The organism is Bacillus cereus group sp. MYBK14-1 (assembly GCF_051916885.1).
Lineage (GTDB): Bacteria > Bacillota > Bacilli > Bacillales > Bacillaceae_G > Bacillus_A > Bacillus_A cereus.
The window spans coordinates 690,965-706,636 of the sequence record NZ_JBQAHM010000002.1 but is presented as its reverse complement, the minus strand read 5'-3'; the positions used below and the strand labels follow the sequence as shown (position 1 = coordinate 706,636).

Sequence of the window (15,672 nt, the reverse complement as noted above, 5' to 3'; positions counted from 1 at the left end):
ATAGAGTGAAAGAGAGAGGGAGTTTTAAATAAAAGATAGAAAGACAAAAAAATAAGACCATCATATATAAGATGGTCAAGGAAGGGGACAATTTATGTCAATTTAATTAGGGATGGAAGCTATTCAAAGACACTGGGGAATGTCTTATAAATTAGGGAGGAACAGCTTCGATACATATACTATAAAAGGTGGATGTGACCTCTATGTGAACATAGAGTGAAAGATATGGGGATTTGAAAAATAGTACATATGAAATTGTTATTGCTAGCAATATTGAGTTAGGATATAGAGTTTTCCAGCATAAAACGAAAAGGAATCTGAATATAAATAAAAGTTGTAATCTATGAAAAAAAGGATTATGCTCAACTATATTATGAGAATATAAGGTTTGTCCCAATTATTTAAGGGCTTTTAAAAAGCTTTTTATTGTATGAGGGGAAAGCTTCACTTTAATAAGGGAGTTAGTGATATGGACGTAACAAAAAAACAAGGGCTGTATAATCGTCTTATACGATTAAACCCACCACAAATATTAGCATTAGGCTTTTTCTGCTTAATTGTGGTTGGCGGTTTGTTATTAAAATTACCATTCGCAACGAAAGTACATATTAGTTGGGTAGATGCTTTCTTTACAGCAACGTCAGCAGCGACCGTAACTGGTTTGGGAGTAGTGGATACAGCAAGTACATTTACGATGTTTGGCGAAATTGTTATTATGTTTTTAATTCAAACAGGTGGTCTAGGCCTTATGACAATTGCCATTTTAATTGTTTGGGTACTAGGTAAAAAAATCGGATTACGCCATCGTTTATTAATTGGAGAAGCATTTAATCAAACAAATATAGGTGGTCTTGTAAAATTAGTAAAGCGTGTCTTTATATTTTCGATTTGTATTGAACTTATTGGGGTCATCTTTTTATCGTTTCGCTTTATTCCAGAGTTTGGTTTTGGAAAAGGTTTATACTATAGTATTTTTCATGTAATTGCATCTTATAATAATGCAGGATTTGCTTTATGGCCAGATAATTTAACAAGATATGTAGGGGATCCCATTATTAATATTGGGATTTGCTCTTTAATTGTAATTGGGGGACTCGGTTTTACCGTATTAATTGATATATGGTATAGCCGCAGTTTTCGAAAATTATCACTTCACTCAAAAATAATGATTATTGGAACAGTAGTGCTAAATATTATAGCAATGATTGTGATTTTTGTATTGGAATATAATAATGTGAAGACGTTAGGGAATTTATCTTTAAATGAAAAACTATGGGCTTCCTTCTTTCAAGGTATTACTCCGCGGACAGCTGGATTTAATACGGTTGACTATGGAGGTATGGAAGAATCATCTATATTATTTACGATGATTTTAATGTTTATTGGTGCAGGAAGTGTATCGACAGGTGGAGGAATTAAATTAACGACGTTTGTTATCTTAATTACATCTGTCCTTTCTTTCTTTAGAAAAAAGGAGGAAATTGTTTTATTTCAGCGTACAATTAAAATGTCGACAGTAACGAGGGCCTTAGCGATTGCTGTTGCCAGTCAAATACTTATTTTAGCAGCGGTATTCATATTAATGCTTACAGAAAACTTCAGCTTTATTCAATTATTATTTGAGACAATATCAGCGTTTGGCACAGTCGGATTAACGATGGGAATTACTGCAAAGCTATCGGCATTCGGAAAATGTATTATTATGTTTGTTATGTTCTGCGGATTAATTGGACCATTAACACTTGTGTTCTCTTTAGCGCGACCAGCAAAACAAAAAATAAAATATCCATCGGAAGATGTGTTTACAGGGTAAGGTATCCCGCGTTAAGCGAGATACCTTTTTCTTTTTTAGAACAGGGAGAACAATAGACCAATAAGTGCTACTCGGAATAAAATTGCGATAAGTGCAGCAATTCCACCGACAACTGCAGCGATACCGCCAGTTACAGTAGCTCCGCGATTATAAGCGTAAATACCGAGTAAAACAGAAACAAGACCAAATAGTGTTGGAAATGTAAACAGCGATAAGATAGATAGCGCAAGAGCAATAAAACCAGCAGTTGATCCAGCAGCGGACGATTTTACAACATCTTTATCGTCTTTATCATTGTAATCATAATCAATGCGTTGTGGTGCAACCTCAGCGGCGTACTCTTCTTTATAGTCACTATAATCACTATCTATTCTATCTTTTCTTTTATAATCATCAAATTTCTCAGTCAAAGTCATGACTCCTTTCATAACAAGGTTCAATAGTAGTATGTATCTCTTTTTCTTTTTTATCCCGCTATTTGTGAGAGTCGAGCTACGTACACATCCCACTGATTAAAGTTTCACTATACCGGAGCATGTACAGGGAGTAGTATCTTTTAAAAGGAGGAAAATGTTTTCTTGAAATAGGAAAAGTTAGTATGACTTCCTCTATTTTGGAAAATATAAAAAGGAATAATGAGGAAAGGGTGCAATACATAATGGAACATCCAATTGAAAATTTAATGAAAACGGCAATGACAAATTTAAAAGAAATGGTAGATGTAAATACAATTGTTGGGAGCCCGGTTTCAACAGCTGACGGAAATGTAGTATTAACAGTATCTCAAGTGGCTTTTGGTTTTGGAGCTGGTGGAAGTGATTTTAAAGGGGATTTCATTACTGAAAAACATAACGGTGGGCAAAATCAGCATAAAGAGAACAAACAAGGGCATCCATTTGGAGGAGGAAGCGGGGCTGGGGTTTCCATTAGTCCAGTAGCTTTTTTAGTAGTTGGTTCTAATGGAGTGCAAGTATTACATCTCAACAGCAGTACACATTTAATTGAAAAGGCTTTAAATACTGTACCAAGCACTGTAGATAAATTTGTGAATGGTCGTCAAAAGTGAACTTGCATTTTTTAGGAATTATGATATATTAGAAAAAGTGCGCTTTAGGATGATCGGAATAATTGAAATGTAAATATATATGATGTGTGGAATAAGGGAGAGGAATTTATGATTAATATCAAAAACTTAGTAGTTGGCTTATTTATGTTAGTAAGCGGCTTTGTTGTATATGTAATAAAAGAAAAAGCTCCATTCTAAAACAGACAAACCGTTAATGTCTGTTTTTAATTTGCGGAAAAATATTGACAAGTTATTGTATTGGTGTTAGAATTTTAATTCGTGTCTCGGTTACAGCTAGTGTAAAGTAAATATCTCTTATGAATGCAATACGAAAAGTTTGCGAAAGATCGGGTAATTTTATCAACAACTTTTGTGAACAAACCCTATAAATTGTATTTGTAAGCTATATATGTATACTAGTGAATCAAGGAGCGGTCAGTGGAACCGTAATGATGAGAGAGAGGTAGGGCTTTCATCCAGTATATGTTACTTTCCCGTTAGGTGAATATAAAAAAGAGGACTCCTTTTAAAAGGAGTCCTCTTTCATTTTTTAAGTGCGACTTTCAACTTGTTGACAAATTTCATCCGTTGTTAAACCGTGAGCTGTAATGACTGATCCTTTAATTGATGTATCTGCAATGCCCATCACATTAGAATCTTGCCCAGTTACAACGCAACAATCACACCCTTGTGCATCCTGTTCTGAGTTAAGTGTAACAACTTCATGACCTTGTTGCTGAAGAGCTTGTTGAACGTCTGTTAATGAGTTTTCAACGCCAATTCTAGCCATAATTCTCACCTCCTACCATCTAATTGCTAGTATGCTCAAGTTCACTGCATTTATGAAAAGACGGTAGGAAGTAAATCTTTGTTTAGTCGTTATATACGCCAGTAAGCATTTGACTAACGAATTGATCGTTTAATGTATCTTGGGCAGAAGAAGTATTTGAATGGATGTCGATTGAAGCAATAAAATGATTATGTTCTTGCGTATTTGGTTCTACCTCTACGTAATTATCGAATTTACAAAAACCTTTCGTATCCATTAGATCAAATAATTGCAGCATTTCTACTACCTCTTGTCTCGTTCCTTTAATTTGTACACACGCCATATTTATTTCCTCCTTCATTTTGACAAATTGTTTTTTAAAAATAGGATTATGATTACGAAATGAAAAATATGAATGTTATTTTTAGACAGCGCTATTTTTGTTATTTTCCCCCTTTTTCAGCAAAAGTCGTTATATATTCCCGGATTTATAAAATCGGACGTCCGTTTATTGAATACAATAGATTCGCATCAATTGATGAAAATCCTTCTTTTAAACAAATATTTTTTTAGTGGAAATTGGCGAAAAAAATTTTTTGACTTTTTGTAAACGTTAACAATGTTGTTAAATCAATATAAGTAAAGAAGTACGTACGATTAAAAATTATAAATTTTCTAAAAATTCACTTGATTTATTTAGAAAGGAGAGTAAACTAGGAAACAATAAAAAATTCATAGAACATAGGAGGCGCTTCTAGTGAATGAGCAATGGATTTTCTTAAATGGAGAATTTGTTCCAAAAGATGAGGCAAAAGTTTCAGTATATGATCATGGCTATTTATATGGCGATGGAGTGTTTGAAGGAATTAGAGTTTATAGCGGTAATGTTTTCCGTTTGAGAGAGCACCTTGTCCGGTTGTATGAATCAGCAAAATCAATCCTTTTAGAAATTCCATATTCATTAGATGAAGTAACAAATATTGTTGTTGAGACGATTCGACAAAATAAATTATCTAATGGATACATTCGCCTTGTTGTATCAAGAGGAGCAGGAAATCTTGGATTGGATCCCGATTCATGTAAGAAGCCGAATGTAGTAGTAATTGCAGAACAATTATCTTTATTCCCACAAGAATATTATGAGAAAGGGATTCCAGTTGTAACAGTTGCAACGCGCCGAAATCGTCCCGATGTTTTATCCCCTCAAGTAAAATCTTTAAATTACTTAAACAATATTTTAGTTCGTATTGAAGCGAAATTAGCTGGAGTACAAGAAGCACTTATGTTAAATGATCAAGGATATGTAGCTGAAGGCTCAGGAGATAACGTGTTTATTGTTAAAGGAAATAAATTAATTACACCACCAAGTTCTGCTGGAGCGTTAGAAGGTATTACACGAAACGCCATTTTAGAAATCGGCGAAAAACTTGGATATGACGTAAGAGAAGAGTTATTTACAAGACATGATGTATATGTAGCTGATGAAGTGTTTTTAACAGGAACAGCTGCTGAAGTTATTGCTGTTACGACAGTAGATGGTAGAACGATTGGCTTAGGGCAAACAGGTCCACATACGAACCGTTTATTAGAAGAGTTTCGTAAGTTAGTTGTAGAAGATGGAGAGAAAATTTACGAAGAAAATAAAGTTGGATAACAACTTTTTTAACATAAGAAAGCGTTGATAGGGAGGAGTAGTTGATTGTGAAGCCTCACAGAGAGTCGGTGGTTGCTGAAAACCGATGGTTCACGTCGACGAACATCGCCCTTGAGTGCTAAGCTAAAGCATTTGTCTAGGCTTAGACGGTAGCTCCGTTATTAGCTAGATCCATTTATGGATCACTGAGGCAAGAGTATTCTTGCAAAGAAGGGTGGTACCGCGAAATCTTTCGTCCCTTCAGCACATAGCTGGAGTGTGGACGTAGGATTTTTTTATTGTATAAAAGTTTGAAAAAGGGGGCTTATAAGAACAATGTCTTCAAAAACGGAAGAGAAACTGGCAACTGGTGCACAGCTATTGTTAGAAGCGCTAGAAAAGGAAGGCGTAAAAGTGATTTTCGGTTATCCGGGTGGTGCCGTTTTACCTCTCTATGATGCATTGTATGATTGTGAAATTCCGCATATTTTAACAAGGCATGAGCAAGGGGCAATTCACGCTGCTGAAGGGTATGCCAGAATTACAGGGAACCCAGGGGTTGTAATTGCAACGAGTGGCCCAGGTGCTACAAATGTAATTACGGGTCTAGCGGATGCGATGATTGATTCATTGCCACTTGTTGTATTTACAGGCCAAGTAGCAACAACGTTAATTGGGAGCGATGCTTTTCAAGAGGCGGATATTATGGGACTTACGATGCCAGTGACAAAACATAACTATCAAGTGCGAAAGGCCTCAGATTTACCTCGAATTATTAAAGAAGCATTTCATATTGCTAAAACAGGAAGACCAGGACCAGTCGTTATTGACCTTCCGAAAGATATGGTAGTCGAGAAAGGTGAGCGATGTAGCAATGTACAAATGGATTTACCAGGATATAACCCTAATTATGAACCGAATCTACTTCAAATAAACAAATTACTACAAGCAATTGAAACCGCAAAAAAACCGTTAATTTTAGCTGGAGCAGGTATACTGCATGCGAAAGCTTCGAAAGAATTGACAAGTTTTGCCCGTAAATATGAAATCCCTGTTGTGCATACGTTACTTGGACTTGGTGGTTTTCCGCCAGATGATGGGCTATTTCTAGGGATGGGGGGAATGCACGGTTCTTACACAGCCAATATGGCGTTATATGAATGCGACTTACTCATTAATATAGGTGCGAGATTTGACGATCGTCTTACTGGGAATTTAGATTTTTTTGCTAAAGGGGCAACTGTTGCACATATCGATATTGATCCAGCAGAAATTGGGAAAAATGTGCCAACAGAGATTCCTATTGTTGCAAGTGCTAAGCGGGCGTTAGAAGTATTGCTTCAATCAGAAGGAAAGAAAGAAAATCATCATGAATGGCTATTTTTATTAAAGAATAGAAAAGAAAAGTATCCATTCTCTTATAAACGAAATTCTGAAAGTATTAAACCTCAATACGCGATTGATATGCTATATGAAATCACGAAAGGAGAAGCGATTGTAACAACAGACGTTGGGCAACATCAAATGTGGGCAGCGCAATATTATCCACTGAAAAATCCAGATAAATGGGTAACTTCTGGCGGATTAGGAACGATGGGGTTCGGATTTCCAGCAGCAATCGGTGCGCAAATTGCAAAGAGAGATGAACTAGTTATTGCAATTGTTGGTGATGCTGGGTTTCAAATGACTCTGCAAGAATTAAGTGTATTAAAAGAACACGCTTTACCCGTTAAAGTATTTATTTTAAATAATGAAGCTTTAGGAATGGTAAGACAATGGCAAGATGAATTTTACAATCAAAGATATTCACATTCTTTATTGCCATGCCAACCAGATTTCGTCGCTCTTGCGAATGCGTATGGTATAAAAGGTGTTCGTATTGACGATCCACTTCTTGCAAAGAAGCAAATCCAGCATGCGATCGAATTACAAGAGCCAGTCGTAATCGATTGTCGTGTACTTCAATCAGAGAAGGTTATGCCGATGGTTGCACCAGGAAAAGGTGTTCACCAAATGGAGGGAGTGGAAAAAGGGTGAAGAGAATTGTTACAGCGACAGTTCGAAATCAAAGTGGTGTGTTAAACCGAATTACAGGGGTTATGACACGAAGACATTTTAATATTGAAAGTATTTCAGTAGGTCATACAGAATCATCAGATATATCGCGAATGACGATTGTTGTACACGTTGAAAGTGAACAGCAAGTTGAGCAGTTAATTAAACAACTTCATAAGCAAATCGATGTTCTGAAAGTATCAGATATTACAGAAGAAGCAATGATTGCTAGAGAGCTTGCTCTTATTAAAGTAGCAACTTCTGTAGCGAGGGCAGAATTATATAGTTTAATTGAACCATTTCGAGCCGCTGTAATAGATGTTGGGAAGGATTCCATAGTTGTGCAAGTAACAGGTACGCAAGATAAAGTAGAAGCGTTAATTGAATTACTTCGTCCATACGGTTTAAAAGAAATTGCTAGAACAGGTGTAACAGCATTTACACGTAGTATGAAAAAACAAGATAAGCAAGTTATGTTAATTCAATAATCATTTAAATATAGGGGGAAATGAAAATGGCAAAAGTTTATTATGAGAAAGATGTAACAGTAAATGTATTAAAGGAAAAGAAAGTAGCAATCATCGGATATGGCTCGCAAGGTCATGCGCATGCGCAAAATTTACGTGATAACGGATTTGATGTAGTAGTAGGTTTAAGAAAAGGTAAGTCTTGGGATAAAGCGAATGAAGATGGGTTTTCTGTATATACAGTAGCAGAAGCAGCGGAAAAAGCTGATGTAGTAATGATTCTATTACCTGATGAATTACAACCAGAAGTATATGAAGCTGAAATTGCACCAAATTTACAGGCTGGAAACTCTCTCGTGTTCGCACATGGATTTAATGTTCACTTTGATCAAGTAAAACCACCAGCGAATGTAGATGTATTTCTAGTAGCGCCAAAAGGACCGGGGCATCTCGTACGCCGTACGTTCGCCGAGGGAGGGGCTGTTCCTGCATTATTTGCAGTATATCAAGATGCAACAGGAGTTGCGACTGAAAAAGCACTTTCTTATGCTGACGGAATTGGAGCAACGAGAGCTGGTGTATTAGAAACGACGTTTAAAGAAGAAACAGAAACAGATTTATTTGGAGAGCAAGCTGTACTCTGCGGCGGAGTAACTGCACTTGTAAAAGCAGGATTTGAAACGTTAGTTGATGCGGGATACCAGCCTGAACTTGCATATTTTGAATGTTTACATGAACTGAAGCTAATCGTTGACCTTATGTATGAAGGTGGACTTGAAAATATGAGATATTCAGTTTCAGATACAGCGCAGTGGGGAGACTTCGTATCAGGACCACGCGTTGTTACTGAAGATACGAAGAAAGCGATGGGGGCAGTATTAGCAGAAATTCAAGATGGTACATTTGCAAGAGGCTGGATTGCAGAGCATAAAGCAGGAAGACCAAATTTCCACGCGACAAATGAGAAAGAGAATGAACATGAAATCGAAGTAGTAGGACGTAAATTACGTGAAATGATGCCTTTCGTACAGCCGCGAGTAAAGGTAGGGATTAAATAATATGAAGCAGATTTTGTTCATGGATACAACGCTTCGTGATGGCGAACAATCACCAGGAGTAAATTTAAATGAACAAGAGAAGTTACAAATTGCTAGGCAATTAGAGAGGCTTGGTATTCATGTAATGGAAGCTGGATTCGCGGCAGCTTCCGAAGGTGACTTCCAATCGGTAAAACGCATCGCGAATACAATTCAAAACGCTACGGTTATGAGTTTAGCTAGAGCGAAAGAAAGTGACATTCGAAGAGCATATGAAGCTGTGAGAGGCGCTGTATCTCCTCGTCTACACGTATTTCTAGCTACGAGTGATATTCATATGAAATATAAACTTTGTATGTCAAAAGAAGATGTGTTAAATAGTATTCATCGCTCGGTTACGCTCGGAAAATCATTATTTCCGACAGTACAATTTTCTGCAGAAGATGCGACAAGAACATCGAGAGCATTTTTAGCTGAAGCAGTAGAAATTGCGATTCGAGCAGGAGCGAATGTAATTAATATTCCGGATACAGTTGGATATACAAATCCGGAAGAGTATTATTCTCTTTTTAAATACTTACAAGAATCCGTTCCATCATATGAAAAAGCGATTTTTTCTTGTCATTGTCACGATGATCTTGGTATGGCAGTAGCAAATTCGTTAGCTGCGGTTGAAGGGGGAGCAGTGCAAGTAGAAGGAACGATTAATGGCATTGGAGAAAGAGCAGGGAATGCAGCGTTAGAAGAAGTTGCAGTAGCTCTTCATATTAGAAAAGATTTTTATAAAGCAGAACCTTCGATGACTTTAAAAGAAATTAAGGCGACGAGTACATTAGTAAGCAGGTTAACGGGTATGGTTGTACCGAAAAATAAAGCAATCGTTGGAGCGAATGCATTTGCTCATGAATCAGGCATCCACCAAGATGGGGTTTTAAAAGAAGTAACAACTTATGAAATTATCGAACCAGCGCTTATAGGAGAATCTCAAAATCTCTTTGTACTTGGGAAACATTCTGGCCGTCATGCGTTTACGGAAAAAATGAAAGAGCTTGGTTATGAATTTACAAATGAAGAGCGAGATGCGGCATTCGAAGCATTTAAAAAATTGGCGGATCGTAAAAAGGAAATTACTGAGGAAGATTTACGCGCAATTATGCTTGGTGAAGCAGCATTTGCAGCCCAGCAATATAACATTACGCAATTACAAGTGCATTTCGTATCAAATAGTACACAATGCGCAACAGTTGTGCTGAAGGATGAGGAAGGAAATGTATATGAAGATGCAGCCACGGGTTCTGGTAGTATTGAAGCGATATACAATGCGATTCAAAGAATTTTAGGATTAGAATGTGAATTGGCAGATTATCGCATACAATCTATTACACAAGGTCAAGATGCACTTGCTCACGTTCATGTTGAATTAAAAGAAGGTAGTCACCAAATATCAGGTTTCGGAGTTGCGCAAGACGTATTGGAAGCGTCGGCGAGGGCTTATGTCCATGCAGCAGGGAAATTAAAATCTCTTATAGCGCTTGTGAAATAAATAATTGATAGGTGAGAGAAGCTTTCCTCACCTATCAAATTAAAGTTCTGAAAATTCAGTTAAAAGGAGTGTTAAAAATGGAAAAACGTATCGTTTGTTTAGCTGGTGATGGTGTCGGTCCAGAAGTAATGGAGAGTGCGAAGGAAGTATTGCATATGGTAGAAAGGCTATATGGACATCATTTTCATTTGCAAGATGAGTACTTTGGTGGTATTGCTATCGATTTAACTGGGCAACCATTACCACAGCGAACACTTGCCGCCTGTTTAGCGAGTGATGCGGTTTTACTTGGCGCAGTAGGTGGACCAAGGTGGGATAGTGCGAAAGAAAGGCCTGAGAAAGGATTATTAGCATTAAGAAAAGGACTCGGTGTATTTGCGAATGTTCGCCCTGTAACGGTAGAAAGTGCAACTGCACATTTATCACCATTAAAAAACGCTGATGAAATTGATTTCGTTGTCGTTCGTGAATTAACAGGCGGAATTTATTTTTCTTATCCGAAAGAGCGAACGGAAGAAGTGGCGACAGATACACTTACGTATCATCGCCATGAAATTGAACGTATCGTTTCGTATGCTTTTCAATTAGCAAATAAGCGGAAGAAAAAAGTAACATCTATTGATAAAGCGAATGTTTTAGAGTCTAGTAAATTATGGAGAACTGTGACAGAAGAAGTAGCACTTCGCTACCCAAATGTGGAAGTAGAACACATTTTAGTAGATGCAGCAGCTATGGAATTAATTCGGAATCCAGGAAGATTTGACGTTATTGTAACGGAAAATTTATTTGGTGATATTTTAAGTGATGAGGCTTCAGTATTAGCTGGATCATTAGGAATGCTTCCATCAGCAAGTCACGCTGAAAAGGGACCTTCATTATATGAGCCTATTCACGGATCAGCACCGGATATTGCGGGGAAAAATAAGGCGAATCCAATTGCGATGATGCGTTCTGTTGCAATGATGCTTGGGCAATCGTTCGGATTAACGAGAGAAGGAGATGCAATTGAAGAAGCAGTTTCTGCAGTCCTTAAATCAGGGAAATGTACAGCAGATATCGGGGGGACTGAAACGACAACTTCATTTACAAAGGCAGTTATTCAAGAAATGGAAGAGCAAGCGTTAGTAGGGAGAGGAAGATAATGGGAAAAAGGTTACTAGATAAGCTTTGGGAAAGACATGTAGTTGCGACTAATGAAAATGGATTGGATTTATTATATATCGATCTACATCTTGTTCATGAAGTAACGTCACCGCAAGCCTTTGAAGGCTTGCGGCTTACAAATCGAACAGTCCGCAGACCAGATTTAACATTTGCAACGATGGATCATAATATTCCAACGAAAGATGTTTGGAATATTACCGACCGCATTGCGAAGCAGCAACTAGATACACTTCGGCAAAACTGTAAACAATTTCAGGTGCCATTAGCGGATATCGGAGATGAAGAGCAAGGGATCGTTCATGTAATAGGACCAGAACTTGGACTCACACAGCCAGGAAAAACGATTGTTTGTGGTGATAGTCATACAGCAACACACGGTGCTTTTGGCGCACTAGCGTTTGGTATTGGTACGAGTGAAGTGGAACATGTATTGGCAATGCAAACGTTATGGCAACGAAAGCCGAAAGCGATGGGCATTGAGTTAAAAGGAAAGTTACCCCAAGGTGTCTATGCGAAAGATATTATTTTACACCTTCTTTCAAAGTACGGAGTAGCAGTTGGAACAGGTTACGTAATGGAATTTTACGGAGAGGCCATTCATGCTATGGATATGGAAGAGAGGATGACGCTTTGCAATATGGCAATTGAAGGGGGAGCAAAGGCTGGCATTATTGCACCAGATGAAAAAACGTTTGCTTACGTAAAAGGGCGTAAATATGCACCGAAAGACTATGAATCTATTAAGGAAAAATGGTCAGAACTTTATACAGATTTAGATGCAGTTTATGATTTACATATTCTAGTAGATGTTACGGATTTAGCGCCGTACGTTACGTGGGGAACAAATCCTAGTATGGGTGTTCGGATCGATGAGAAATTGCCAGAAAAGCATGATGCAAATGATGAAAGAGCGTTTTCTTATATGGGATTGAGTCCCGGACAAAGTACGTATGACATTCCAGTTCAACATGTTTTCATTGGATCTTGTACAAATTCCAGGCTTTCTGACTTAGAAATTGCTGCATCTGTCGTGAAAGGTAAAAAAGTAAAAGAAGGTGTGCGAGCACTTGTTGTACCTGGATCTCAAAGGGTAAGAGAAGCAGCGATGCATAAAGGATTACATCGCATATTTGAAGAAGCTGGATTTGAATGGAGAGAGCCCGGATGCTCAATGTGTCTAGGTATGAATCCAGATCAAGTGCCTGAAGGAGAACATTGTGCCTCTACGTCCAATCGCAATTTTGAAGGAAGACAAGGAAAGGGAGCACGAACGCATTTAGTTAGCCCGGCAATGGCGGCAGCGGCTGCGTTATATGGTCATTTTGTTGATATTAGAAAGGAGAGTTATGATGGAGCCATTTCGTATTCATAAAGGTACTGCCGCAGTACTGATGAATGATAACATTGATACAGATCAAATTATTCCGAAGCAATATTTAAAGAGAATTGAAAGAACTGGGTTTGGGAAGTTTTTATTTGATGAGTGGCGATATGATAATAATCGCCAAGAAAACCCTAATTTCCCGCTTAATGCACAAGAAAGAAAAGGAGCCAGCATATTAATCACAGGTGATAATTTTGGATGTGGCTCGTCTAGAGAACATGCTCCATGGGCACTTGCTGATTATGGTTTCCGCGTTATTATCGCTGGAGGATTTGCCGATATCTTTTATATGAATTGTATGAAGAATGGCATGTTACCGATTGTAATGGATAAAGATATGCGTGAACAACTTGCAAAAACAGATGCGAGGGAACAAATTACAGTTGATTTAGAAAATGAAATAATTATAACGAATATGCATAGATTCCATTTTACAATCGAGAAAATGTGGAAAGAGAAGTTATTGAATGGTTTAGATGAAATTAGTATTACAATGCAATATGAACAAGAAATAAAAGAGTATGAAAGAAAAGTGGCTTTACATTAAAAAAAGTGACGGAATATTAAAAATGTATTTACATTCAAAATTAACTGTTATATACTATGTGAAAATCAGAGGAGAAAGGGAGTAAGTATTATGAATATCGTGCAATCTATTACAATGCTTACACAACTACATCATCATACATGAAACCCTTGAACCTAGCGTGAAAACGTGTAGGTACAAGGGTTATTCCCGTTGTACCTACACTCTACTGAAGAGCCTTGTAGGTATTTTGTCTACAAGGCTCTTTTTATTTTCGGCTTAGGGGAATGAAATAGGCATACATTAGAAGGGGAAAGGTGTGAAAATTTAGATGACAAAATGGAAACGAGCAAACCCGAATGGAACGAGAGATTATTTATTCGAAGAATGTACGTTAATTGAAGAAGTGGAGCAAAAATTAAGGCTTACTTTTTTAGAGAGAGGTTATGAGGAAATAAGAACACCTACAATTGAATTTTATGATGTTTTTGCATTTCAAAATAGACCGATAGATGAAGAGAAGATGTATAAATTTTTTGATGAAAAGGGAAGGATTATCGTTTTACGTCCAGATATGACAATTCCTTTAGCAAGAGTGATTGGAACACAGAGATGGGATACGCCACTTAAAGTGACGTATAGCGGGAATGTATTTCGAGCGAATGAATCCCATTCTGGAAAATATAATGAAATCGTACAAAGTGGTATTGAAGTTATCGGGATTGATAATGTAAGAGCTGAAATTGAATGTGTAATAAGTGTCATTCAAGCACTTCAAAAGTTGAATGTGCAATCTTTTACAATTGAGATTGGGCAAGTACAGTTATATAAATGTATTGTAAAAAAGCTCTCCATCCATGATGAAGAAGAAAGAGTACTTAGAACGTATATAGAAAGTAAAAATTATGCTGCCCTCTCAAATTTTATCGGAGAAAAGAAATTAGATCGATGCGATGAGACAGTAAGATTACTTGAGAAATTACCAAGGCTATTTGGAAATTTAGAAGTTATTGAGGAGGCAGAAAAGCTTGCTTCAAGTAATGAAATGAAAATGGCAATTGCAAGAGTAAAAGAAATGTATGAAACAATTGAAACGTTAGGATATGGTTCTTACATATCAATTGATTTGGGCATGATTCAACACTTAGATTACTATACGGGTGTTATTTTCAAAGGATATATATATGAAATTGGAGAAGAAATCGTTAGTGGCGGAAGATACGATGAGCTAATTGGGAATTTTGGAGAAATGCTGCCAGCTGTTGGACTCGCGGTACAAGTAAATCAAATTGTGAAGGCGCTGCAAGAGCAGCAAGAACCATATGAACGAAATCAAATTGATATTGTGATTCATTATGAGTTAAATAGATTAGCGGAAGCAGAAAGGTTACGAAATTTACTTCGAAAGGATGGGAAAAATGCTTGGTTATCTCTATTCTCTAATTTAAGCGATACCTTTCAATTTGCAAGAAAAAATAAAATAGGAACGGTCGTTGAGGCAAAGAATGAATACTTAGTGGAATATGTATGGAATGAGAAATGGGTAGTCCAGAAAGAAGGAGAGGCTTCATGCGTAACATTCAAATTGCGTTAACGAAAGGAAGATTAGAAAAACATGTCATTCCACTTTTTGAGCAGATTGGAATTGATTGTTCCGAGCTCAAAAATAAAGGTCGGAAGCTTGTATTTCAAAGTAAAAATACAAATGTTTCATTTATTTTAGTAAAAGCGGTTGATGTTGCTACTTATGTAGAACATGGGGTAGCTGATATTGGCATCGTTGGAAAAGATATTTTAATGGAAAACGAGAAAGATATTTATGAAATGCTGGATTTAGGAGTGGGGATTTGTAAGTTTTGTGTTGCTTCTATTCCTACGTATAATCCGAAGAGTTACCGGAAGAAAAGAATCGCTACGAAATACCCCCATATTACTTCTACTTATTTTCATGATAAGGGAGAGGATGTAGAAATTATTAAGATAGAAGGTTCTGTAGAAATCGCTCCTCTTCTTGGATTGGCAGATGCGATTGTAGATATTGTTGAAACAGGAAAAACATTACAAGAGAATGGACTCATTGTATTTGAGGAAATGTACTTTATATCGGCTCGGATGATTGTAAATAAGGCAGCCTTAAAAACTAAAAAAGACGAAATATTCAGCATTATAAATATGATGGAGCAAGAAATCTTATCAGGGAAATAGGAGGATTTAA

16 protein-coding genes and 1 other annotated feature are annotated in these 15,672 nt (G+C 37.1%); of the genes, 13 read left to right on the top strand and 3 right to left on the bottom strand.

Annotated elements, in window-relative coordinates:
• The first annotated feature begins 469 nt into the window (after nt 1-469).
• On the top strand, nt 470-1,813 hold the full coding sequence (locus ACTFR3_RS09645; protein ID WP_000383524.1) for a TrkH family potassium uptake protein: 1,344 nt from the start codon (nt 470-472) through the stop codon (nt 1,811-1,813).
• Between the two features lie 35 nt (nt 1,814-1,848).
• On the opposite strand, the gene ACTFR3_RS09640 is transcribed toward ACTFR3_RS09645, so the two are convergent.
• On the bottom strand, nt 1,849-2,223 hold the full coding sequence (locus ACTFR3_RS09640; RefSeq protein ID WP_000136542.1) for a hypothetical protein: 375 nt from the start codon (nt 2,221-2,223) through the stop codon (nt 1,849-1,851).
• Nucleotides 2,224-2,411: 188 nt separating this feature from the next.
• On the opposite strand from ACTFR3_RS09640, the gene ytfJ reads away from it, so the two are divergent.
• Together ytfJ and ACTFR3_RS09630 are read left to right on the top strand one after the other, a co-directional pair.
• On the top strand, nt 2,412-2,879 hold the full coding sequence (gene ytfJ, locus ACTFR3_RS09635; RefSeq protein WP_000204234.1) for a GerW family sporulation protein: 468 nt from the start codon (nt 2,412-2,414) through the stop codon (nt 2,877-2,879).
• Nucleotides 2,880-2,987: 108 nt separating this feature from the next.
• The gene (locus ACTFR3_RS09630) at nt 2,988-3,077 is read left to right on the top strand and encodes a hypothetical protein (protein ID WP_000608227.1); all 90 of its coding nucleotides are present in this window, start codon (nt 2,988-2,990) and stop codon (nt 3,075-3,077) included.
• A 352-nt stretch (nt 3,078-3,429) separates the two neighbouring features.
• Here ACTFR3_RS09630 and ACTFR3_RS09625 read toward each other — a convergent pair whose 3' ends face one another.
• Both ACTFR3_RS09625 and ACTFR3_RS09620 read right to left on the bottom strand, forming a co-directional pair.
• Complete coding sequence (locus ACTFR3_RS09625; protein ID WP_000101022.1) at nt 3,430-3,669, bottom strand: YkuS family protein; 240 nt, start codon at nt 3,667-3,669, stop codon at nt 3,430-3,432.
• Between the two features lie 82 nt (nt 3,670-3,751).
• Entirely contained in the window at nt 3,752-3,991 is a 240-nt protein-coding gene (locus ACTFR3_RS09620) for a DUF3911 family protein (RefSeq protein WP_000752514.1), read from the bottom strand.
• A gap of 414 nt (nt 3,992-4,405) precedes the next feature.
• Here ACTFR3_RS09620 and ilvE point away from each other — a divergent pair, with 414 nt between their 5' ends.
• From ilvE to hisG, 10 genes are all read left to right on the top strand, one after another.
• Nucleotides 4,406-5,302, top strand: a complete 897-nt coding sequence (gene ilvE / locus ACTFR3_RS09615; RefSeq protein WP_001005486.1) for a branched-chain-amino-acid transaminase — start codon at nt 4,406-4,408, stop codon at nt 5,300-5,302.
• Nucleotides 5,303-5,317: 15 nt separating this feature from the next.
• Nucleotides 5,318-5,545, top strand: a binding site (T-box leader).
• Nucleotides 5,546-5,617: 72 nt separating this feature from the next.
• Entirely contained in the window at nt 5,618-7,318 is a 1,701-nt protein-coding gene (ilvB, locus tag ACTFR3_RS09610; RefSeq protein WP_440044377.1) for an acetolactate synthase large subunit, read from the top strand.
• Nucleotides 7,315-7,824, top strand: a complete 510-nt coding sequence (gene ilvN / locus ACTFR3_RS09605) for an acetolactate synthase small subunit (RefSeq protein WP_000822952.1) — start codon at nt 7,315-7,317, stop codon at nt 7,822-7,824. The genes ilvB and ilvN overlap by 4 nt, the downstream gene beginning before the upstream one ends.
• Before the next feature lie 26 nt (nt 7,825-7,850).
• On the top strand, nt 7,851-8,861 hold the full coding sequence (ilvC, locus tag ACTFR3_RS09600) for a ketol-acid reductoisomerase (protein ID WP_001151740.1): 1,011 nt from the start codon (nt 7,851-7,853) through the stop codon (nt 8,859-8,861).
• A 1-nt stretch (nt 8,862) separates the two neighbouring features.
• Entirely contained in the window at nt 8,863-10,383 is a 1,521-nt protein-coding gene (gene leuA, locus ACTFR3_RS09595) for a 2-isopropylmalate synthase (RefSeq protein ID WP_000809600.1), read from the top strand.
• A gap of 77 nt (nt 10,384-10,460) precedes the next feature.
• Complete coding sequence (gene leuB / locus ACTFR3_RS09590; protein ID WP_000415363.1) at nt 10,461-11,525, top strand: 3-isopropylmalate dehydrogenase; 1,065 nt, start codon at nt 10,461-10,463, stop codon at nt 11,523-11,525.
• Nucleotides 11,525-12,919 (top strand): 3-isopropylmalate dehydratase large subunit, encoded by a 1,395-nt coding sequence (gene leuC, locus ACTFR3_RS09585; protein ID WP_440044376.1) that lies wholly within the window; start codon nt 11,525-11,527, stop codon nt 12,917-12,919. The genes leuB and leuC overlap by 1 nt, the downstream gene beginning before the upstream one ends.
• The gene (gene leuD, locus ACTFR3_RS09580) at nt 12,897-13,478 is read left to right on the top strand and encodes a 3-isopropylmalate dehydratase small subunit (RefSeq protein WP_000433187.1); all 582 of its coding nucleotides are present in this window, start codon (nt 12,897-12,899) and stop codon (nt 13,476-13,478) included. Before leuC ends, leuD begins: the two co-directional genes overlap by 23 nt.
• Before the next feature lie 310 nt (nt 13,479-13,788).
• Entirely contained in the window at nt 13,789-15,051 is a 1,263-nt protein-coding gene (locus ACTFR3_RS09575) for an ATP phosphoribosyltransferase regulatory subunit (protein ID WP_000170300.1), read from the top strand.
• A complete protein-coding gene (gene hisG / locus ACTFR3_RS09570; RefSeq protein ID WP_001244493.1) occupies nt 15,027-15,662 on the top strand; it encodes an ATP phosphoribosyltransferase in 636 nt (211 codons plus the stop codon). The genes ACTFR3_RS09575 and hisG overlap by 25 nt, the downstream gene beginning before the upstream one ends.
• Nucleotides 15,663-15,672: the final 10 nt, after the last annotated feature.